Source organism: Amycolatopsis melonis (assembly GCF_040064235.1).
Lineage (GTDB): Bacteria > Actinomycetota > Actinomycetes > Mycobacteriales > Pseudonocardiaceae > Amycolatopsis > Amycolatopsis melonis.
This window is the reverse complement of record NZ_JBDZYD010000012.1, coordinates 118,419-133,150: the sequence shown is the minus strand read 5'-3', so window position 1 is coordinate 133,150 and position 14,732 is coordinate 118,419. Positions and strand designations below refer to the sequence as shown.

The following is a 14,732-nucleotide window of genomic DNA, read 5'->3' as shown; positions in this document are numbered from 1 at the left end:
GTGCGCGCCCCCCCGCGCGCGGCGTGGGTGAGCAAGACGTCCACAACAACCCCCACCCCCCCCCCCCCCCCGGCCGCGGCAGGGGTCAGAGCGAGCTGATCAGGCGTTCCACCCGCTCGTCGACCGAGCGGAACGGGTCCTTGCACAGGACCGTCCGCTGGGCCTGGTCGTTCAGCTTCAGGTGCACCCAGTCGACGGTGAAGTCGCGGCCCGCGGCCTGGGCGGCGGCGATGAAGTCGCCGCGCAGCTTCGCGCGGGTCGTCTGCGGCGGGGTGTCCTTGGCCGCCTCGATCTCGCCGTCGTCGGTGACGCGGCGGACCAGGCCCTTGCGCTGGAGCAGGTCGAAGATGCCCCGGCCCCGGCGGATGTCGTGGTAGGCCAGGTCGAGCTGCGCGATCCTCGGGCTGGACAGGTCGAGGTCGTGCTTGTGCCGGTAGCGCTCGACCAGCCGGTGCTTGATCGCCCAGTCGATCTCGGTGTCGATCTTGCCGAAGTCCTGCTGCTCGACCGCGTCGAGTGCCCGGCCCCACAGCTCGACGACCCGCTCGTTCGCCGCGGTCGTGCCGTTGTCCTGGATGTGCTGGACCGCGCGGGCGTGGTACTCGCGCTGGATGTCCAGTGCCGACGCCTCGCGCCCGCCGGCCAGCCGCACCTGGCGGCGGCCGGTGAGGTCGTGGCTGATCTCGCGGATCGCCCGGATCGGGTTGTCGAGGGTGAAGTCGCGGAACTGGACGCCCGCCTCGATCATCTCCAGCACCAGGTTCGCCGAGCCGACCTTGAGCATGGTCGTGGACTCGGCCATGTTCGAGTCGCCCACGATGACGTGCAGGCGCCGGTAGCGCTCGGCGTCGGCGTGCGGCTCGTCGCGGGTGTTGATGATCGGCCGCGACCGCGTCGTGGCGCTGGAGACGCCCTCCCAGATGTGCTCGGCACGCTGGGACAGGCAGTACACCGCGCCACGCGGGGTCTGCAGCACCTTGCCGGCGCCGCAGATGAGCTGCCGGGTGACCAGGAACGGCAGGAGCACGTCCGCGATCCGGGAGAACTCGCCCGCCCGGGTCACCAGGTAGTTCTCGTGACAGCCGTAGGAGTTGCCCGCGGAGTCGGTGTTGTTCTTGAACAGGAAGATGTCGCCGCCGATGCCCTCGTCGGCGAGCCGCCGTTCGGCGTCGACCAGCAGGTCCTCGAGGATCCGCTCACCGGCCTTGTCGTGCGTGACGAGCTGGACCAGGTCGTCGCACTCGGCCGTCGCGTACTCGGGGTGCGAGCCGACGTCGAGGTAGAGCCGGGAGCCGTTCGACAGGAACACGTTGGACGAGCGTCCCCACGACACGACCCGCCGGAACAGGTACCGCGCCACCTCGTCGGGCGAGAGCCTGCGCTGTCCGTGGAAGGTGCACGTGACCCCGAACTCGGTCTCGATGCCAAAGATCCGCCGCTGCATTCCACCAGAGTAGGCGCTGGACCCCCGCAGACGGTGCGCCGTTCGGGCGTCGACACGCCCCCAGTACGCCACAGACGGTGAATTCACCCTGAATCAGGCACGATTGGAGCACGGCTCTTGACGTCGCGCGGAAGGCGGACCTTTGGCACACCAGCTCATCCGGGCCTTCCGGCGGGTCGGCCGGACCGATCGCGCGCTCATGCGCCGCAGCGCCGCCCTGCCGGCGTCCCGGGCCGACGACGCGCTGATGGCGCTGTCGAGGTCGGCGAACAAGTCCCGGCTGTGGTGGGGCGTGGCCGCCCTGCTGGCCACGCGCAAGGGCGAGACCCGCCGAGCCGCGCTGCGCGGGGTCGTCGCGATCGCCGGGGCCAGCGCCGCGGCCAACCTGCTCGGCAAGCCGCTGTTCCCCCGCCGCCGCCCGGCCGAGGAGGAGGTGCCGATGCACCGCCGCCTGCGGAAACGCCCGACGTCGTCGTCGTTCCCGTCGGGACACTCGGCGTCCGCGGCGGCCTTCGCGACGGCGGTGACCATGGAGTCGCCGCGGGCAGGGCTCGCCGTGATCCCGCTGGCACTGGCCGTGGCCTACTCCCGGGTCCACACCGGTGTCCACTGGCCGTCGGACGTGGGGGTCGGCCTGGGCATCGGCGCCGGGGTGGGCCTGGCGACCCGGCACTGGTGGCCGCTGCACGACGACATCCCCGGCCGCACCGCCCACGACGCCGACGCACCCGAGATGGTCGACGGCGAGGACATGCTGGTCGTGGTCAACCCCAGCTCGGGCGTGGCCACCCAGGACCCGACCGAGGACGTCCGGTTCGCCTGGCCGAAGGCCGCGCTGCTCTACCCCGACCCCAAGCAGGACCTGCGGGCCCAGCTCGAGGCCGAGATCGACGCACTGGGCACGGTCCGCGCGCTCGGCGTCGCGGGCGGGGACGGCACCGTCGCCGCGGTCGCCTCCGTCGCCGCGGAGCGCGACCTGCCGCTGGCGCTGATCCCGGCGGGCACGCTCAACCACTTCGCCCGCGACGTCGGCGTCCGCGCCATGCCCGACGCCGACGCCGCGACCGAGGTCGGCAACGCCGTCGGCATCGACCTGGGCGAAGTCGAGATCGAAGGCGCCGACGGGCACGCGCACCGCTGGTTCGTCAACACCGCCAGCCTCGGCGGCTACCCGGAGATGGTCCGGCTGCGCGAGAAGCTGCAGCAACGGCACCCCAAGTGGCCTTCGGCCGCGATCGCGCTGGCCAGGACGCTGCGCAACGCCAAGCCGCTGACCGTCCGCCTCAACGGCAAGCGCACCCAGGTGTGGCTGCTGTTCGTCGGCAACGGCACGTACGCGCCGAAGGGCTTCGCGCCCAGCCGGCGGCCCGCGCTCGACACGGGCCTGCTCGACATCCGCTACCTGCGTGCGGACCTGCCGTATTCGCGCGCCCGGTTCCTGGTGGCGATGCTCACCCGCAGCCTCGCCGCCAGCCACGTCTACCAGGAGCTGGACCTGCCCGAGCTGGAGGTCGAGCTGCTCGACGGCCACCGCCGCGTCGCCACCGACGGCGAGGTGGGCCCGCTGGGCAACCGGTTCCGCTTCCGGTCCCGGCCCAGCGCCCTCACCATCTATCGCCTTTAACTGCTCTTTACCTTCTCTCAACGAACCCTCAGGCGATCTTGGCTAGCTTCGCGACCGAGTTGCGGGCAGCCGTGCCCGCGGCCGGAGAGCGAGCGGAGCTTGCGATGAACGGGCAGATCGTCCACCGGGCCGTCAGTGACCCGGTGCTGCCCGGTGACGTCACCGCGCGGGCCCGCGACCTGGGCCCGCTGGAGTCGCCGCTGATCTGGCTCGCCTTCGCCTCGGCCGCGGTCGCCGTCCTGGCCGTCGTCGTGGTGCTCTGGCGGCGGCGCCGGGTCCGGCGCTGGGGCTTCCCCGCGTTCGGCGTCCTGCTGCTGCTCGCCGCAGTCACCGCCCTGAACAGCTACGTCGGGTACGTCCGCACCTCCGACGACCTCGCCCGCCTGCTCCAGCGCGGTCCCGGCCTCGTCAACGTCGCCGGGCACCTGCTCGACGACGGCAAGGAAGCCCCGGCCGACGCCACCACCGCCGCAGCGTCGACCCGCCCCGCCTCCGGCGCGGCCACCGGCGGCCAGCGGATCGACGTCGTGAACCTGCCCGACCCCGCCCACGGCATCCCGTCGGGCAGCAACTACGTCATCCTCCCGCCGGGGTACGACACCGACACCGCCCGCCGCTACCCGGTCGTCTACCTCATCCACGGCTACCCGTTCGGCGGCCCGCGCGACTGGCTCACCTCCGGCGACGCCCCCGGCACGCTGCTGGCCCTGCAGCAGGCCCACGCCGTCGAGCCGATGATCGTGGTCAGCGTCGACATGACCGCGGGCAACCCCAGCACCGACTGGGAGTGCCTCAACGTGCCCGGCGGCCCCCAGCTGGAGACCTACCTCGTGAGCACCGTTGTCCCGGCCGTCGACCACCGCTACCGCACCGTCGCCGACCGCGCGCACCGGGCGCTGGGCGGCATGTCCGGCGGCGGCTTCGGCGCCCTCAACATCGGCCTGCACCACGTCGACGAGTTCGCCACCCTGGTCATCGCCCTGCCCTACGACGACCTCAACGACTCGATCGGCATCCTCAACGGCAACCAGGCCGCGATCGCGACCAACACCCCGCGCCGCTACCTGCCCACGATGAAGTTCTCCGCGCCGATCTCGGTGATGCTCGCGGTCGGCACCGGCGCCCCCACCGACGTCGTCACCGCCCGCCGGATCGCGGCGGCGCTGCAGGCCCGCGGCCAGGAGGCGGTGGTCCACACCGAGCGCGGGTTCAACCACACCTGGCACACCGCCCGCGCCACCCTGCCGTACCTGCTGGCCTTCGCCGACCAGACGTTCCGGGCCGCCCCTGCGGCATCCTGAGCCGGTGGATCTCGAGACGCACTACGCGACCGGCCCGGCCGAGGACTCCCGGCTCGCCCGCACCCCGCACGGCAGGCTGGAATACCTGCGCACCCAGGAGCTGCTCCGCCGCTTCCTGCCCGGCCCCGCGCGGATCCTCGACGCCGGCGGCGGCACCGGCGTCCACGCGGCCTGGCTGGCCGCCGACGGACACGCCGTCCACCTGGTCGACGTCGTCCCGGACCACGTCGCGCAGGCCGCGGCCCTGCCCGGCGTCACGGCCGAAACCGGCGACGCCCGGGCGCTGACCGCACCGGACGCCTCCTTCGACGCGGTCCTGCTGCTCGGCCCGCTGTACCACCTCGTCGACCCGGCCGACCGGGCCCGGGCGCTGGCCGAGGCGGGCCGCGTGCTGCGGCCGGGCGGCCTGCTCGCGGCCGCGGGCATCAGCCGCTACCTGTCCCTGCTGGAAACGGCGGCCGCGGGAACGCTCACGGCCGAGCGGGAGGCCCCGGTCCGTGCGGTGATCGAGACGGGCGCCTACGACGGCCACGTCGGATTCGTGCCCACCCACTGGCACACCGCGGCCGAGCTGCGGACCGAGGTTGCGGCCGCGGGCTTCCGCGAGGTGAGCGTGTACGGCGTGGAGGGTCCCGCATGGCCCGCGCTCGACGCCGCGGGGCTGGAGGTGTTTCCGGAGCGCGTGGAGAATGCGCTGCGGGCCGCCCGGATCGCCGAACAGGACCCGCGGCTCATCGACACCAGCGCCCACCTGCTCGCCGTCGCCCGCCGCCCATGAGGAAAGCGGGAGTGCGGCCTGCCCGGCCCAGCGTCACTCGCCGCCCGGCATGACAAAGCGGGAGTGCGGACCGCCTGGCCAGCCCCCTCGCTCCGACCAGCGTCCCCCGGCATGACAAAGCGGGAGTGCGGCACGCCCGGCCAGCGTCCCCCCGGCCTGACGAAAGCGAAGGCGCGGCCTCCGCTCCCGTCGCCTGTCGTCCGGCATGACGAAAGCGGGGGCGCGGCCTGCCCGGCCACACCCCCGCTCCACTCAGCGTCACTCGCCGTCCGGCTTGCCCTCCGGCTCTTCGCCCTGCGGGTCCGGGACCGGCAGCAGCGTGTCCAGCGCCGCCCCGGTCAGGCGGCGGAACGAGCGCCGCGGGCGGTCGCGGTCGAGGACCGCCACCTCCAGCTTGATCGGGTCCGCTTCGCCGTTGCCGTTCGACGGCGGGTTCGACGACGAACCCGACGAAGACGCCGCCGGGGCGGGCTGGCTCGGGGCCCGCAGGGCCGCCACTGCCACCCCCAGCGCCGCCTGCAGGTCCATGCCGTCCTCGAACGTCTCCTTCAGCTTCGCGGAGATCTTGTCCGTCTGGCCGCCCATGACCACGTACTGCGGCTCGTCGAAGATCGACCCGTCGTAGGTCAGCCGGTACAGCTGGTCCTCCGCCGAGCTCGCGCCGACCTCCGCCACGCAGATCTCCACCTCGAACGGCTTCAGCTGCTCGGTGAAGATGCTGCCCAGCGTCGCCGCGTACGCGTTCGCCAGCGCCCGCGCGCTCACGTCACGCCGGTCGTACTGGTAGCCCTTGAGGTCCGCGTGCCGGATGCCCGCCACGCGCAGGTTCTCGAACTCGCTGTAGCGCCCGACCGCGGCGAACCCGATCCGGTCGTAGATCTCGGACACCTTGTGCAACGTCGCCGACGGGTTCTCCGCCACGAACAGCACGCCGCCCGCGTACTTCAGCACCACCACGCTCCGGCCGCGCGCGATGCCCTTGCGCGCCAGCTCGGAACGCTCCCGCATCAGCTGCTCGGGAGAGGCATACAACGGCATCGTCACGGTGTGCGCTCCAGGTCTTTCGGTGTTCCAACGTTCACTGGTCCGGCTCCGGTCAGGACAGCCGGCGCTGCTGGCGCTCGATCCGCCCCGCCACCACCGCTTCCGCCACGGCCGCGGCTTCCGACGACGGCAGCTGCACGGCGCCGTGCTCCGCGGTGACCGTCACGACGGTCGGGAAGATCCGGCGCACCAGGTCCGGCCCGCCCGACGCGGTGTCGTCGTCGGCCGCGTCGTACAGCGCCTCCACCGCCACCCGGATCGCGCCCTCGGCGTCGGCGTCCGGGTCGTGCAGCTTCTTCAGCGCCGATTTCGCGAACAGCGAACCCGAGCCGATCGACGCGTACCCGCCGTTCTCCTCGTACCGGCCGCCCGCCGCGTCGTACGACACGATCCGGCCCGCGTGCTTGGCGTCCTCGGCCTCCAGGTCGTACCCCACGAACAGCGGGATCGCGGCCAGCCCCGCCATCGCCATCTCGAGGTTCGCCTTGACCATGCCGGCCAGCTTGTTCGTCTTGCCGTCCAGCGACAGCGAAACGCCCTCGATCTTCTCGTAGTGCGCCAGCTCCACCGCGTACAGCCGCACCATCTCCACGGCCAGCCCCGCCGTGCCCGCGATGCCGACCGCCGAATACTCGTCGGTGACGTGCACCTTCTCCATGTCGCGGCTCGCGATCAGGTTCCCCGACGTCGCCCGCCGGTCACCCGCGATCAGCACGCCACCCGCGAACGTGCACGCCACGATCGTCGTGCCGTGCGGCACGCCCAGCTCCGCCGCCGACGACGCCACCCGCCGTGCGGGCAGCAGCTCGGGCGCCTGCTCACGCAGGAAGTCCGAAAACGACGACGTCGCCGACGAAAAGTACGCCGCAGGCAGGGCGGGACCCGAGATGCCCCTGGTGTTGTCCATACGTGCTCAAAAATCCCATCTGTGCGGGCCGGGACCCCGCGTGCGGACGATCGGCACGCGGGAGCCCGGCCGCCGGCTGAACGGTCGGCAAGGGCGCAGTGGCCCCCGGGCGGCTACTCGCCGCCCTTCTGCACATAGGCCCGGACGAAGTCCTCGGCGTTCTCCTCGAGCACGTCGTCGATCTCGTCGAGGATCGTGTCGACGTCCTCGCCGAGCTTCTCGCGCCGCTCCTGACCCGCCGCGCCGGTGTCCTCGAACTCCTCGTCGGAGTCACCACCGCCGTGCTTTTCGATCTTTTCCTGGGCCATCTCGCCTCCCGGTGTGGCTGATGTTTCCTAGCCTACCCAGCGCCCCCGACATTCGGGGTCACGCCGCGATCGCTGGTGCGTCCCGCCTAGTCCGAACCGGTGAGCGCCTCCACCAGCTCCTCCGCGGTCGCCGCGTTGTCGAGCAGCTTGCCGACGTGCGCCTTCGTCCCCCGCAGCGGCTCCAGGGTCGGGATCCGCACCAGTGACTCCTTGCCCACGTCGAAGATGACCGAATCCCACGACGCCGCCGCGATCGACGTCGCGTACTTCTCCAGCGCCCTGCCCCGGAAGTAGGCCCGCGTGTCCGACGGCGGCGTCGTCACCGCGGCCAGCACCTCCTCCTCGGAGACCAGCCGCTTCATCGACCCGCGCGTCACCAGCCGGTTGTACAGGCCCTTCGCCAGCCGGACGTCGGAGTACTGCAGGTCGACCAGCCGCAGCCGCGGCGCGCCCCAGGCCAGGTTGTCCCGCTGCCGGTAGCCCTCCAGCAGGCGCAGCTTCGCCGGCCAGTCCAGCCGGTCCGCGCACTCCTGCGGATCGCGCGCCAGCGCGTCCAGGATCTCGCCCCAGACCCGCAGGACCTCCTTCGACGCCTCGTCCGCGCCCGTGCGCTCCAGGTTCTGCGAAGCGATCTCGTGGTAGGCGAACTGCAGGTCGAGGCCGGTGTACTTCTTCCCGTTGGCCAGCGCGACCTTCGCCTTCAGCGTCGGGTCGTGGCTGATCTGGTGCACCGCCTTGACCGGTTCGTCCAGCTTCAGGTCGTCGAACCGGATACCCGCCTCGATCAGGTCCAGCACCAGCGCCGTCGTCCCGACCTTGAGGTAGGTCGAGTACTCCGACATGTTCGCGTCGCCGATGATGACGTGCAGCCGCCGGTACTTGTCCGCGTCCGCGTGCGGCTCGTCGCGCGTGTTGATGATCCCGCGCTTGAGCGTGGTCTCCAGGCCGACCTCGACCTCGATGTAGTCCGCCCGCTGGGACAGCTGGAACCCGGCCTCCTCGCTCTGCTGGCCGATCCCGACCCGGCCCGAGCCGGTCACGACCTGCCGCGACACGAAGAACGGCGTCAGCCCCGCGATCACCGCGGTGAACGGCGTCGACCGCGCCATCAGGTAGTTCTCGTGCGTGCCGTAGCTGGCACCCTTGCCGTCGACGTTGTTCTTGTACAGCTGCAGCTGCGGCTGGCCCGGCACGGACGCGGCCTTCATCGCCGCCTCCTCCATGACCCGCTCGCCCGCCTTGTCCCAGATGACCGCGTCGCGCGCGTTCGTCACCTCCGGCGCGGAGTACTCCGGGTGCGCGTGGTCGACGTAGAGCCGCGCCCCGTTGGTCAGGATGACGTTCGCCGCACCCAGGTCCTCGACGTCCGGGTCGTGGCCCGGCCCGCCCGGGCCGGTCAGGTCGAACCCGCGCGCGTCCCGCAGCGGGCTCTCCACCTCGTAGTCCCACCGCGCCCGCCGGGCCCGCGGGATGTCGGCCGCGGCCGCGTAGGCCAGCACGACCTGGGTCGAGGTGAGTACCGGGTTCGCCGTCGCGTCGCCCGGCACGGAGATGCCGTACTCGACTTCGGTTCCCATGATCCGCCGCATGTCCCCACCCTACGGGGTCGGCCTAGTGGAACGATGCACCCATGCCAGGCAGTGACGAACTCGTTGCCCTCTATGACCAGGCGGGGTCGGTGACCGGCACGGCCACCCGCGCCCGCGTCCGCGCCGAAGGCCTGTGGCACGCCGCCGGCGTCGTCCTGGTCCGTTCGGGTGACGGCAAGGCCGTTTACGTGCACCTCCGCACCCCCGGCAAGGACGTCTTCCCCTCCACGTGGGACTGCTGGGCCGGCGGTGTGGTGGCCGCCGGCGAGACCCCGGCCGAATGCGCCCGCCGCGAACTCGCCGAGGAGCTGGGCATCCACGGAGTGGACCCCGTGCCGCTGTTCACCAAGGTCTACGACGACGGCCGCAACCGCTGTCACAACTTCGCCTTCGAGGTCCGCTGGGACGGCCCCATCCACCACCAGGCCGAAGAAATCGTCGAAGGCCGCTGGATCCCCCTGGACGAGCTGCGTGCCTGGGTCGAGGACCCGGCCCCGGAACTGCCGTTCATCCCCGACGGCCGCGAAGGCGTCCAGGAATGGTTCCGCCGCTACGGCTGAGCCGTCAGCTTCGCCGTCATCGCGGGCAGCAGGCGCTTCGCCGCGTCGACCGCCCGCGCCTCCGTGCTCGCCGAAACGGTCAGACCCGACACGAGATTTCCCTTGGCCAGCAGCACAGTGCACGTCCGGCCCTCGCACCACGCCCGCTGCAGCTCCACCCCCGGCTGCTCCGGGACACTCACCGGACGGCCCCCGCACTCGGCGGCCGCCACCGCCTGCGCGGCCGTCCGCTCCGGATAGGCCGCGACCCGGTGCCGCAGCACCGAACCGGTGGGGTAGCGCCAGGTCGCGGTCCGGCTGCTCGCCGACACGCCCTCGGTCAGGCACCCCGACGCCTCACCCGAACCCGGCTGCACGCCCTCCTCGGCGACGTCCGCGTCCGACAGCAGCGCCCGCTGGGCGAGCAGGCCGGGATCGGGCGCGGGCGTCGTCACGGGCGCGGCCTTCGCCGGGCTCACCGGCGTGGTGGCGGTTGTGACCGGCGCCGACGTCGGCGGCGGATCGTCGTAGTACGTCTCCAGGTTGTTCGGGTCGGGTCCCTCGCAGCCGGTGAGACCGACCAACGCGACCGCGGCCAAGGCGACCGCCCGCCGATGACGCACCTGGGCTCCTGTCCTGAAGGATTTCGTGCCTGCGCAGAGTAGTGCAGCGGCTCAGTCCCACTTCAGGGAGGACCGGTGCCGCCAGTACTCCTCCGGAGTCTCCGCCAGGCCCGCGAGCGCGGCCTCCTCGTCCGCGGTCAGGGAAAGCGTGGTGGCCCGCAGGTTCGCCGCCAGCTGTCCCGGGCTCGCCGGCCCGATCACCGCACGGCCTGCCCAGCCGCGCGCCAGCACCGCGGCCACCGCGACCGCGTCCGGCCCGGTCCCGTGCGCCGCCGCGACGTCCAGTACCGCCCGCGGCGCCTCGGCCACCAGCCTGCCGTTGGCCAGGGTTTCCTTGACCAGCACGCGTTTCCCGGCCGCGTGCGCCGCTTCCAGGGCCGGCCCCGCCGAGGGCTCCAGCAGGTTCCACGTCGACTGCACCGCGGAAAACACCGGCTGCCCGGCCACTTCCAGGCCGAACGCCCGCTCGACGGCGTCGGCCTGCCGCGGCCCGGAGGTCGAGAACCCGACCGCCACGCCGTTCGCGGCCAGCTCGGCAAGCGCTTCCAGAAGCGGCTCGTCGGAGAACAGCGGACTGTCCACAGTGAGCGAATGCACCTGGTAGAGCCCCACGCGATCACCCAGCAGCGCCAGGGTTTCCGCCCACTGCGCGGCGAACCGCGCGGCCGAATGCTCCTTCACCTCGTGCACATCCGCGTCGAGCCGCCAGTCCCCGACGTACGCGTACCCCCACTTGCTGGAGACCTCGACGTCGGCGTGCCCGCGCTCGGCGAGCCAGCCTGCCAGGAACTCCTCGGACCGCCCGTACGACCGGGCGACGTCGACGTGCCGGATGCCGGCGGCGTAGGCGTCGTCCAGCACCGCGAACGTCGCGGCGCGCATCGACGCGACGTCCCGCACCGGCGGCAGCGCGCCGTCGCGGCCGAGGTTGATGTACGCGGGCCTGCCCAGTGCCGCCAGGCCGAGCGCGAGACGGTCCACGGGCCCGCTCACGCCGTCTGCTTGTGGCGGAGGATGGCCAGCCACTGGTCGGAATTCTGCGCCTGCCGGTGCAGCTTCTCCAGCCGCGCGGCCGGGGCCCGGACATAGCCCTTGCCGAAGACCGGCGCGATCTGCCGGAGGCTGGCTCCGCCTTCACGGGCGGCCAGCAGCAGCCAGTCGGAGGCGTCGGCACACGCCGCGGACGCCCGGCGCAGCTCGCCGAGCAGGTCGATCAGCTCGGGCGCGCTGACCTCCCCCGCCTGGACGGCGGCGGCCGTCGTCTCCAGCCAGGCCAGGATGTCGGACTCCGTGATCGGCGCGCGCGGACGGCGGGATTCTTCGTTCACGCCAGTGAGTATAGGTCGTTATACGCCGGAGTGCGGGAGTACACGCCGGTTATGCTGATCGGGAAGCCATGACGACGCACATCGAACCGGAGCCTGACGTCGAGCCGCTGCTCGACGTGTTCAAGGCGCTCGCGAACCCGGTGCGGTTGCAGGTGCTGCGATGGTTGCGTGATCCGCTGCGGCACTTCCCGGTGGAGCGGGCGATCGCCGATCCGGTCGAGGTCGGGGTGTGCGTGACCCACATCCAGGAGAAGCTCGGGCTCGCGCAGTCGACGGTCTCGGCGTACATGGCCGAGCTGCACCGTGCCGGGCTGGTCCGGGCGACGCGGGTCGGCAAGTGGACGCACTACAAGCGGGACGAAGCCCGGATCGCCGCGTTCGTCGACGTGCTCGGCCGCAGCCTCTGACCACTCCCCCCACGTCATGAACGACTCTTTCCTGTCGTCAGACGAGGTGAACGACTCTTTCATGACGTCCGGCGACCCCCACCCTGGCCGGTCATATCGAAGATCTGCGATACTTCGATTTATGGGTATGATCGAGAACATGCGGCTCGGCCGCTTCGGCATCTGGACGTTCGACTTCGAGGACCAGCCTGCCTCCGCCATCCAGGACTCCGTGCAGGAACTGGAAGAACTCGGCTGGCCCGCCGTCTGGATCCCCGAGCGCGACGGCCGCGAAGCCCTCACCCACGCCGGGTTTCTGCTCTCGGCCACCGAACGCCTCACCGTCGTCAACGGGATCGCGCAGATCTGGGCGCGCGAGCCGCAGTGGACCCGCGGGGCGGCGCTGCTGCTGGCCGACGCCTACCCGGACCGGCACCTGCTCGGCCTCGGCTTCGGTGCCGGGAAGCCCGGCGCGAAACCCCTGCAGGCCATGCACGACTACCTCGACGCCATGGACACCGCCACCGGCGCCAACCCCGCGCCGCGCGCCCCGATGCGGCGCATCCTGGCCGCGTACGGGCCGAAGATGCTGGAACTGGCCCGGGACCGGTCCGCGGGCGCGCACACCTACCACGTCACCCCGGCGCACACCGCCCAGGCGCGCGAGATCCTCGGCGACACGCCGTTCCTCGGGGTCGAGCACGCGGTGCTCTTCGAGACCGACCCCGCGCGGGCCCGCGAGATCGCCCGGGGGCACCTGCACCCGTACCTGACGCAGAAGTACAACGTCGCGAAGTTCCGGCGGCTCGGCTACACGGAGGCGGACATCGACGGCGGCCGCGGCAGCGACCGGATCGTCGACGACCTCGTCTTCTGGGGCGACCTCGAGACGATCACCGCCAAACTGCGCGAGCACCTCGACGCGGGCGCCGACCACGTCGGCGTTCAGGTCATCGGCGTCGCACCGGGTGAGTCCGCCATGCCGCACTGGCGCCGTCTGGCCGAGGCGCTGCTACCCGCGTAGGCCGAACCGCGCGGTGCAGTGCCACACGCGCTTGAGCACCTGGGGATCGTGCCGTCCGGCGCGGACCGCCTCGCCGATGACACGGGCGTCCAGCCAGCCGTCCTCGGCGATGTCCGCGCCGGCCCGCACGACGTCCTCGCCGCGGTAGTCCGCGTGCCGGGCGAGTTCCGCCACCGGCAGCCGGAAGCCGTGGTGCCAGGACACCGGGCAGCCGAACTCCGCGGCCGCCGCCTCGACGTCGGTCCCGCGGAACGCCGGGTCCAGCACCAGCGCGGCGACGTCGTCCGGCAGCCGGAGCGGGCCGTGGACGTGGGCCTCGATGTAGTCGTCCAGCTCGTCGGGAGCAGCCGCCTCGACCAGCGGGATCAGCGGCATGTGCGCGGCCGTGCCGAAGTCCGCCGGTTCGGCGAAGCTGTCGGGATAGCAGAACGTCGTCCGCGCCAGCACTTCCCGCTTGACCCGGAAGTGCGCCGAGCCGAACCGGACCGAGCCACCGGCCGGGCGGCGGCGGTAGTCGAGCGAGCCGTACTTCGGGCGGGCCGACGGCGGCAGCCCGTCGTAGACCCCGCCGAACATCCGGTGCTCCCAGCGCCACCGGTCGCCGCCGGGGTGCGCGGTCAGGCCGCCGTTGCCGGTGCCCGTCTCGAACTGCGAGCGGTAGACCCCGTCGGACAGCCAGTGCCGCAGCAGCGGCACCTCCCCCACCAGCCGTTCCGGGTGGAAGTGCACCGTGACGTCGAGGTCCTCCGGCAGCGGCGGTCCGGTGACCCGGGCCTCGACATACCGGACGGCGTCCTGCCAGCGTGTCGTCGCTCCCCCGCCCATGGGATGCAGTCTAACCGCGGGATGTATAGGTCGTTATACACAACACGAAGTCGGAAAATCACTGGCCCGGCGCCGGCGGCGGCCACTTGACTGCGGCCATGCGACTGGACTTCGGAGTCACCGCGCGGTTCGTGCTGCTGGCGATCGTGTGGGGGGCGAGTTTTCTGTTCATCAAGATCGGCCTGGGTGGGCTCTCCCCTGCCCAGGTCGCGCTGGGCCGGGTGGCGCTGGGCGCGCTGACCCTGGCGGTCGTCCTGGCGGTGCGCCGGCGTCCGCTGCCCCGCGATCCGGTGCTGTGGGGTCACCTCGCGGTCGTGTCCGTGCTGCTGTGCGCCGTGCCGTTCCTGCTGTTCTCGTGGGCGGAACAGTACATTTCGTCCGGTCTGGCCAGCATCTTCAACGCGACGACGCCGCTGATCACGATGCTGCTGGCCGCCGCGGCGCTGCCCGCGGAGCCGTTCACGCCGCCGCGGGTGCTCGGCCTGCTGCTGGGTTTCCTGGGCGTGCTCACGATCGTCGGGGCGTGGCACGGCATCGACGTCTCGGACCAGCTGACGGCGCAGCTCGCCTGCCTGGGCGCCACCACGTGTTACGGCGCGAGCTTCGTGTACCTGCGCCGGTTCGTCTCGCCCCGCGGGGAGGATCCGGTCGTCGTCGCGTTCGGGCAGACGGCGGCGGCGACGGTGCTTCTCGGCCTGCTCGCCCCGGCGATCGCGGCCACGCCCGTGCACCTGGACCTGCCGGTGGTGGCGAGCATGCTGGCGCTCGGCGTCTTCGGCACCGGCATCGCCTATGTCTGGAACACCCGGATCATCGCCGCCTGGGGCGCGGCCAACGCCTCGGCGGTGACCTACCTGACCCCGGTGGTCGGCGTGGTGCTCGGCGTGCTGGTGCTGGGCGAGCCGGTGAGCTGGAACCAGCCGGCCGGCGCGGCGCTGGTGGTGCTGGGCATCCTGGCGGCCCACGGACGGCAGCGCGTGCGCGAACTCGTCCGGGGCTGAACACGCCGATG

At 72.2% G+C, this 14,732-nt stretch carries 16 protein-coding genes; 7 read left to right on the top strand and 9 right to left on the bottom strand.

Translation table 11 applies throughout. The features are described from left to right. Window positions 1-85 precede the first annotated feature (85 nt). Window positions 86-1,444 carry a Pup--protein ligase gene (pafA, locus tag ABJI51_RS30370; RefSeq protein ID WP_348954470.1) on the bottom strand — a complete coding sequence of 453 codons (1,359 nt, stop codon included), beginning with the start codon at window positions 1,442-1,444 and terminating at the stop codon, window positions 86-88. 142 nt (window positions 1,445-1,586) lie between these two features. Between pafA and ABJI51_RS30365 the strand changes: the two genes are divergently transcribed. From ABJI51_RS30365 to ABJI51_RS30355, 3 genes are all read left to right on the top strand, one after another. Beyond that, complete coding sequence (locus ABJI51_RS30365; protein WP_348954469.1) at window positions 1,587-3,068, top strand: bifunctional phosphatase PAP2/diacylglycerol kinase family protein; 1,482 nt, start codon at window positions 1,587-1,589, stop codon at window positions 3,066-3,068. Between the two features lie 104 nt (window positions 3,069-3,172). Next, window positions 3,173-4,369: an alpha/beta hydrolase gene (locus ABJI51_RS30360; RefSeq protein WP_348954468.1), complete on the top strand. Its 1,197-nt coding sequence runs from the start codon at window positions 3,173-3,175 to the stop codon at window positions 4,367-4,369. A 4-nt stretch (window positions 4,370-4,373) separates the two neighbouring features. After that, a complete protein-coding gene (locus ABJI51_RS30355) occupies window positions 4,374-5,147 on the top strand; it encodes a class I SAM-dependent methyltransferase (RefSeq protein ID WP_348954467.1) in 774 nt (257 codons plus the stop codon). A gap of 258 nt (window positions 5,148-5,405) precedes the next feature. Here the strand turns inward: ABJI51_RS30355 and prcA are convergent, their stop codons facing one another. The 4 genes from prcA to dop form a co-directional block, all read right to left on the bottom strand. Next, the gene (gene prcA, locus ABJI51_RS30350; RefSeq protein WP_348954466.1) at window positions 5,406-6,191 is read right to left on the bottom strand and encodes a proteasome subunit alpha; all 786 of its coding nucleotides are present in this window, start codon (window positions 6,189-6,191) and stop codon (window positions 5,406-5,408) included. Window positions 6,192-6,243: 52 nt separating this feature from the next. Next, the gene (prcB, locus tag ABJI51_RS30345; protein WP_348954465.1) at window positions 6,244-7,098 is read right to left on the bottom strand and encodes a proteasome subunit beta; all 855 of its coding nucleotides are present in this window, start codon (window positions 7,096-7,098) and stop codon (window positions 6,244-6,246) included. A gap of 113 nt (window positions 7,099-7,211) precedes the next feature. Next, window positions 7,212-7,406, bottom strand: a complete 195-nt coding sequence (locus tag ABJI51_RS30340) for a ubiquitin-like protein Pup (RefSeq protein ID WP_003075646.1) — start codon at window positions 7,404-7,406, stop codon at window positions 7,212-7,214. 86 nt (window positions 7,407-7,492) lie between these two features. Further along, on the bottom strand, window positions 7,493-8,995 hold the full coding sequence (gene dop, locus ABJI51_RS30335; protein ID WP_348954464.1) for a depupylase/deamidase Dop: 1,503 nt from the start codon (window positions 8,993-8,995) through the stop codon (window positions 7,493-7,495). A gap of 41 nt (window positions 8,996-9,036) precedes the next feature. Here dop and ABJI51_RS30330 point away from each other — a divergent pair, with 41 nt between their 5' ends. Then, a complete protein-coding gene (locus ABJI51_RS30330) occupies window positions 9,037-9,555 on the top strand; it encodes an NUDIX hydrolase (protein WP_348954463.1) in 519 nt (172 codons plus the stop codon). On the opposite strand, the gene ABJI51_RS30325 is transcribed toward ABJI51_RS30330, so the two are convergent. From ABJI51_RS30325 to ABJI51_RS30315, 3 genes are read right to left on the bottom strand one after another with little or no spacing between them, the layout of a single operon-like run. Continuing rightward, window positions 9,546-10,157, bottom strand: coding sequence for a hypothetical protein (locus ABJI51_RS30325; RefSeq protein ID WP_348954462.1), 612 nt, complete (start codon window positions 10,155-10,157; stop codon window positions 9,546-9,548). The two genes, ABJI51_RS30330 and ABJI51_RS30325, sit on opposite strands and share 10 nt — an antisense overlap. Window positions 10,158-10,208: 51 nt before the next feature. Beyond that, on the bottom strand, window positions 10,209-11,150 hold the full coding sequence (locus tag ABJI51_RS30320; protein ID WP_348954461.1) for an aldo/keto reductase: 942 nt from the start codon (window positions 11,148-11,150) through the stop codon (window positions 10,209-10,211). Then, window positions 11,147-11,485, bottom strand: a complete 339-nt coding sequence (locus ABJI51_RS30315) for a hypothetical protein (RefSeq protein ID WP_348954460.1) — start codon at window positions 11,483-11,485, stop codon at window positions 11,147-11,149. The genes ABJI51_RS30320 and ABJI51_RS30315 overlap by 4 nt, the downstream gene beginning before the upstream one ends. A 68-nt stretch (window positions 11,486-11,553) precedes the next feature. Between ABJI51_RS30315 and ABJI51_RS30310 the strand changes: the two genes are divergently transcribed. Then, complete coding sequence (locus ABJI51_RS30310; protein WP_348954459.1) at window positions 11,554-11,892, top strand: ArsR/SmtB family transcription factor; 339 nt, start codon at window positions 11,554-11,556, stop codon at window positions 11,890-11,892. A 121-nt stretch (window positions 11,893-12,013) separates the two neighbouring features. Further along, on the top strand, window positions 12,014-12,895 hold the full coding sequence (locus ABJI51_RS30305; RefSeq protein ID WP_431605673.1) for a TIGR03620 family F420-dependent LLM class oxidoreductase: 882 nt from the start codon (window positions 12,014-12,016) through the stop codon (window positions 12,893-12,895). Here ABJI51_RS30305 and ABJI51_RS30300 read toward each other — a convergent pair. Next, entirely contained in the window at window positions 12,884-13,720 is an 837-nt protein-coding gene (locus ABJI51_RS30300; RefSeq protein ID WP_348954458.1) for a DUF3626 domain-containing protein, read from the bottom strand. The two genes, ABJI51_RS30305 and ABJI51_RS30300, sit on opposite strands and share 12 nt — an antisense overlap. A 98-nt stretch (window positions 13,721-13,818) precedes the next feature. Here ABJI51_RS30300 and ABJI51_RS30295 point away from each other — a divergent pair, with 98 nt between their 5' ends. After that, window positions 13,819-14,721 carry a DMT family transporter gene (locus tag ABJI51_RS30295; RefSeq protein WP_348954457.1) on the top strand — a complete coding sequence of 301 codons (903 nt, stop codon included), beginning with the start codon at window positions 13,819-13,821 and terminating at the stop codon, window positions 14,719-14,721. The last annotated feature ends 11 nt before the right edge of the window (window positions 14,722-14,732 follow it).